This is a genomic window from Bacteroidales bacterium, from assembly GCA_021648725.1.
GTDB lineage: Bacteria > Bacteroidota > Bacteroidia > Bacteroidales > JAADGE01 > JAADGE01.
On the sequence record JAKISF010000059.1, the window covers coordinates 1 to 6,449 of the forward strand.

Consider the following 6,449-nt stretch of genomic DNA (forward strand, 5'->3'; position numbering starts at 1 on the left):
CAGCGGAACAAAATGGGTTGATCTTTCCATGTCTTCAGAAATATGGTCACAAACTGCAACTGATGTTTATCTCACAAATACAACAAAAAACGTCGGTGTAGGAATAACTAATCCTTCCGGAAAGTTTGTCATTAAAGCAGACGAGGCAACATTAGAAGATGATATTTTATTTGAGGTGAAAGATAAAACCGGGAAAACCATAATGGCTGTTACCTCTGTCGGCGTCAGAATGTATGTGTCAAACCCTACAAAATCAGGAAAAGGAATATCCGGGGGGTTTGCTGTCGGGAAATACGGAGCAGCAAAAGGAGTCGGAGATCTTCTTGTGGTTGATTCCAAAAGTACAAATGTATATGTTGATGACGGTGCTGCCAAAGGAGTGTCCGGCGGTTTTGCCGTAGGCAAATACGGTGCAGCTAAAGGTATGGGAGATCTTCTTGTTATTACAGACGACAGCACAAGAATATATACAGATGCGACAACAGGAGTATCTGGTGGTTTTGCCGTAGGTAAATACGGAGCCGCAAAAGATCAGCGTTTCAAGTATTTCTTTACACATTCTGACAGCACAAGAATTTACACAGATACGGGAGCAAAGGGAGTATCAGGCGGTTTTGCTGTCGGAAAATACGGTGCTGCAAAAGGTCCCGCAGATAATTATATGCACATGACAAGAAACAACTACCTGATTGGACACAGCTCCGGAAAATCTATTACAACCGGTCTTTATAATCTGTTTTGCGGATTTGAAAGCGGAATTTCCGATACATCCGGAAGAAATAATTCTTTTTTCGGTTACCGAACCGGATACAGCAACTTATCCGGCAACGACAATACTTTTTTGGGAGATTCCAGCGGGTTTGGCAATACTACAGGCTCAAGCAACTTGTTTGTAGGAAAAAACAGCGGCATAACAAATACAACAGGAGGTTTTAACACCTTTTTGGGTTACGAAAGCGGGTTTTCGAATACAACGGGTATAAATAATTCATTTCTCGGCAGTTTTTCCGGTTATACCAATACAATTGGCTGGGACAATACTTTTGTAGGCTTTAAAAGCGGAATGGCAAATATTTCCGGATATAATAATACATTTGTCGGTTCAAATACCGGAGTATCAAATACTGTAGGGTATGAGAATACATTTATCGGTCCGAACAGCGGAAACAAAAATATAGGAGGAGATTTAAATACATTTGTAGGTTCTAATTCAGGGTATAATAATACCGAGGGTAATAATAATACATTTATCGGACCCGGCAGCGGAGTTACAAATACAATCGGTGCTGACAATACTTTTATAGGAACGAAGACCGGTTTTTTAAATACAACAGGAAACAATAACTCGTTTATAGGTGCAATGAGCGGATATAATAATAAAACCGGAAATTTCAACTCTTTTTTAGGATATCAAAGCGGGTTCAATAATACAACTGCAGAATTCAATGTTTTAATAGGTTACCGAAGCGGGTATAACAATACAACCGGCGGTTACAATTCGTTTATCGGTTTTGAAAGCGGATTCACCAACACAACAGGGGTGTTTAATATTTTTTCAGGATATAAATCCGGTTATTTAAACATAAGCGGCTCCCAAAATGTTTTTATAGGCACATTAGCCGGTTATAGTAACTCTACAGCCGGATACAATGTTTTCATCGGTTCATTTGCAGGATACTCAAATACGAACGGAGGTATTACCGGAGCTGACGAAGGACAATTCAACAACTTTATAGGTTACAGAGCAGGATATTCAAATACAACGGGATATTCAAATGATTTTTTAGGATATAATGCCGGATATTCAAACATCACCGGATATTCAAATGTGTTTATCGGAAAAAATGCAGGTTCCGGCAATACAACCGGCTGGGGAAATGTTTTTTTAGGGCATGAATCCGGATATACTAATACAACCGGATTATTTAATGTTTACCTCGGGCTTAATACAGGGAGACTTAATAACGGCAATTCAAATGTTATAATCGGATTCAACGCCGGACAACAATGCACACTTGCTCACAATAATGTCTTTATAGGGAATAGTTCTGGCAATCAAAATACCACAGGATATTTTAATACTGCTGTAGGGTTGACAGTATTAAACAGAAACAAAGCAAATTACGGGTCTGTAGCATACGGTTACGGAGCAATGTATTATGCCGATGACAGAACAGTCGGCAGAGCAACCTACAACACAGCAATAGGCTACCAGTCGCTTAGGGGAAGTACAACTGCAAGCAGCAATACCGGACAATATAATACAGCATTAGGTTACCGAACGCTTTATGATAATACTTCCGGGAATTATAATACGGCAAGCGGCTATGTATCTCTCCAAAATAATACAACCGGACACAGCAATACAGGGATAGGATATTTCGCATTGGGGTACAATACAACAGGGTATCGCAATACGGCTGTCGGTTTATCTGCGTTCACTACGGGAACAGCATACTTTAATTCAACAGCTCTCGGTTATAATGCCGAACCAGGAGCATCTAACACAGTAAGACTGGGAGATGCAAATGTTACAACAATAGGCGGTTTTGCTTTTTGGACTAATGTTTCTGACGGAAGATTTAAAACAAATGTAAAAGAAAACGTTATAGGGCTTGATTTTATCATGAAATTACGACCTGTTTCTTATAATTTAGATATGGATGCCATTGCAAACTTCTATAAAACACCGGATTCTTTAAGACTTCCGAAAAGTGAAAAGTTAAAAGAAGCCGAATTGCAAACAGGATTTATAGCCCAAGAAGTTGAAAACGCTGCAAGTGAGCTCGGTTTCGATTTTCACGGTGTAGATAAACCGAAAAATAAAACATCACATTACGGATTAAGATATGCCGAGTTTGTTGTTCCCTTAGTAAAAGCCGTACAAGAACAGCAAGCAGAAATTGAACAACTGAAAGAACAAGTAAAAGAAATAGATATTCTTAAACAACAAATTCAAGAACTAAAAGAATTAATTCAGAATAAATAGTTTAGAAAAATAAAACCGGTTTATTAAAAGCAACATATTGAGACAATAAGTGCTTATTTGTTCAGATTATTTAGTACATTTGTTTAAATTAATTTGTATGTATGAAAATTCTGAGCTCTTTCGTTTTGTTATTCTTTTCAATTACCGCTTACACACAAAACAATAAGATTGATAGTTTATATAACATATTGCAAAAAACAAATAAATCAGAAGAAAAAATAGATTTGTTACTGGATATCAGTAAATTATATGCCAGGATAAACGAAGACAGTTCTTATAAATATTCAGAAAAAGCACTAACCCGCTCTCTTATATTAAAAGATACAATACGTACAGCTTTATCAAAACAACGTATAAGTAAAATTTATTCATCACAAGGAAAGTATAAGCAATCAGATATTTTGTTAAAAGACGCAGCCCGGCTTTTTAAAATTAAGCACGACAGTTTACACTATGCTTCAGTTTTATCTGATATAAGCAAAAATCAAAAAATTGAAGGAGATTATAACAATGCTTTAAAAAATTTAATAGAGGCAAGAAAAGTTTTTCAGAAACTCAACAATAAACATCTTGAAGCAAGCACTTTAAATAAAATAGGAACTTTATATAATTCATTAAAACAATATGATAAAGCAATAGAATACTATAAATACGCATTAAACATTGTAGCCGATTTAGATTATAAACCTGCAATATCTGCATTGTATATTAATATGGGAAATGTTTATTCAAATATGAGCGAATCGGAAACTGACAAAACAATACGAACAGGCTTATGTGAAAAAGCAGAGGAATATTATAAAAAAGCACTACCTATAAAAAGAGAAATAAACGATATAAAAGGAATCGGGATTTGTTTGTTAAATATAGGACTCAACAACAGCAGGCTTGAAAACTTCAAATTAGCAGAAGAATATCTTTTGCAAGCAGTTGAATATTGCAAAAAAACACAGAATCTTACAAATTTATATACAGCATATCAAAACCTTGCCGGAAACTACCTTGAAAGCAACAAGATAGGGAAAGCGTTAAAATATGCAAAACTTGTATCCGATGCATATAAAAACAATAAATTTGAATTAGGGATAAAGCTAAAATTAGAAAATCATTTTATTCTCTCTCAAATTTATAAACGCCAAAATAAAAATAAAGATGCAATATTTCATTACGAGAAGTTTACAATATTAAAAGACAGCATTTTTAATACCGAAAAAATCAAATCTGTTAACGAGCTGGAAATAAAATATCAAACAGAATTAAAAGAAAAACAAAATCAAATCTTAACAAAAGAAAACGATATTCAAAAACTTCAAATACAAAAAAGCAATACACGAATTTACATCTTGTTTTTTTCTTTGCTGTCTGCCTTTTTTGTAATAATTATAATTTTGCTTTATATTCGCCAAAGACAGTTAAAAACAAAACAAAAAACAGTATTGCTTGAACAAAAACTCCTGAGGTCTCAAATGAATCCTCATTTTATTTTTAATTCACTAACAGCAATTCAATCATATATATTAAAAAGCAAACCCGGCGAAGGTGCAAAATTTTTATCAAAATTTGCTGCATTAATCCGTATTGTATTAGAACATTCAAGACTGGAATATGTTTCTGTTGGAAAAGAAATTGAGTCGTTAAAATATTATTTAGATTTGCAAAAGTTAAGATATGAAGATTACTTTCAATATGAAATAATTAAAGATGAAAACATTCAGCAGGACAACTGTTTTATTCCGCCTATGTTAGCACAACCGTTTATAGAAAATGCTATTGAGCACGGTATTGCTCCGTCACAAAAAAAAGGAATTATTAAAGTGTCTTTTATGAACAGAATTGATAATATGATTGAGTTTAAAGTTGACGATAACGGTGTCGGAATTTCTGATATCAAAAAAAACCGGAATAACGAGTCACATCATTCTCTTGCAACACAAATCACAAAAGAAAGACTGCAATTATTAAATAAAAATCACAAAAAAAAGATATTGTTGGAAGTTAAAGAAAAAACAAATAAAAACAATGAAACAGAAGGAGTTTTAACAACATTTTTAATACCGTATATAACCAATAACTAAAATGTTAAAAGCCGTAATAATAGATGATGAAAAAAAAGCACGAGAGGCAATAAAACTTGCTGTTGAGATTTATTGTGAAAAAACTGAAATAATAGGAGAGGCAAGCAGTGTTCAGTCAGGTTATGATTTAATAAAAAGCACATCTCCCGATTTAATTTTCTTGGACATTAAAATGCAGGACGGTTCCGGTTTCGATTTGTTAAAGAAATTTCCGGAACCCGAATTTATTCCCATTTTTGTAACAGCTTATAATCATTATGCAATAAAAGCATTTAAATACAGTGCAATTGACTATCTTGTAAAACCTATTGACTCGGATGAACTTATTAATGCTGTAGGAAAAGCCGAAAAATTTAACGAAAAAAAAGACATTATTGCCAAAATAGAAGCATTAAATACAAATATTACAAATAAACTCTCTGAGCCAAAAAAATTAGTGCTAAAAACAGAACATAATATTTACATAGTAAATGTTTGTGATATAATACATTGTGAAAGTGACGGAAACTATACTAGTGTTTTTGTAAAGAATGAAAAAAAAATCGTTGTTTCAAAAATTATAAAAGAATTCGAAGAATTACTTAAGCAAAATAATTTTTTACGAATTCATCAGTCTCACCTTATTAACTTAAACCACTTATCAAGTTATGACAAATATACTTCCCGTGTAACAATGGATGACAATATAAAACTGCCGGTTTCTGTCAGAAAAAAAAATCTTTTAATTGATTTGCTCAACAAATTATAAGCAATTAAAGATTTTTCTTTTTCGAATTTTTTCCGGTTGATTACGAATATTTATCTATCCTCAACGAATATACATCTTTTGAAACTTTAGTAAATAATTATAATATTTTTGGATAAAAGCACATTAACAATTTATTCAAAACACATGAAAAATCTTACTTCAAAATCAATTCTTACACTTATTTTAATTCTTATTATTTTTCCTGTTTTTTCTCAAGGCGTAAAAATATCAACAACCGGGGGCAACCCTGATGGTTCAGCAATATTGGAAATTGAGTCAACAAATAGAGGATTGCTTATTCCGCGAATGACAACAGCACAACGCACAAGCATAGTAACACCGGCTCAAGGTTTATTGGTTTTTGACAGCTCTTTAGGAAGTTTTTTTATTTACGGAAAAAACTACGAAGGTAAAACAGGCTGGATTGATTTATCATCCGATGCAGGTTTATGGACAAAAAATGCAAGTTCTGTTTATTTAACAAATTCAACTTACAATATCGGGGTGGGCACAGATTCTCCTACCGGAAAGTTTGTTGTTCAAGCAAATAATGAATTGACAGAAACCGACATACTGTTTGAGGTAAAAGACAAATTCGGAAAAACAATATTTGAAGTTACTTCTGCCGGTGTAAAAG

The 6,449-nt window shown here is 33.4% G+C and carries 4 protein-coding genes; all 4 read left to right on the forward strand.

The genetic code is table 11. The features are described from left to right. A partial coding sequence (locus L3J35_13535) for a tail fiber domain-containing protein (GenBank protein ID MCF6367205.1) occupies positions 1–2,989 on the forward strand: 2,989 nt, incomplete at its 5' end. 101 nt (positions 2,990–3,090) lie between these two features. After that, a complete protein-coding gene (locus L3J35_13540; protein MCF6367206.1) occupies positions 3,091–5,064 on the forward strand; it encodes a tetratricopeptide repeat protein in 1,974 nt (657 codons plus the stop codon). A 1-nt stretch (position 5,065) separates the two neighbouring features. Then, the gene (locus tag L3J35_13545) at positions 5,066–5,812 is read left to right on the forward strand and encodes a LytTR family DNA-binding domain-containing protein (GenBank protein ID MCF6367207.1); all 747 of its coding nucleotides are present in this window, start codon (positions 5,066–5,068) and stop codon (positions 5,810–5,812) included. A gap of 144 nt (positions 5,813–5,956) precedes the next feature. Then, on the forward strand, positions 5,957–6,449 hold a 493-nt coding region (locus tag L3J35_13550), incomplete at its 3' end, for a hypothetical protein (GenBank protein ID MCF6367208.1).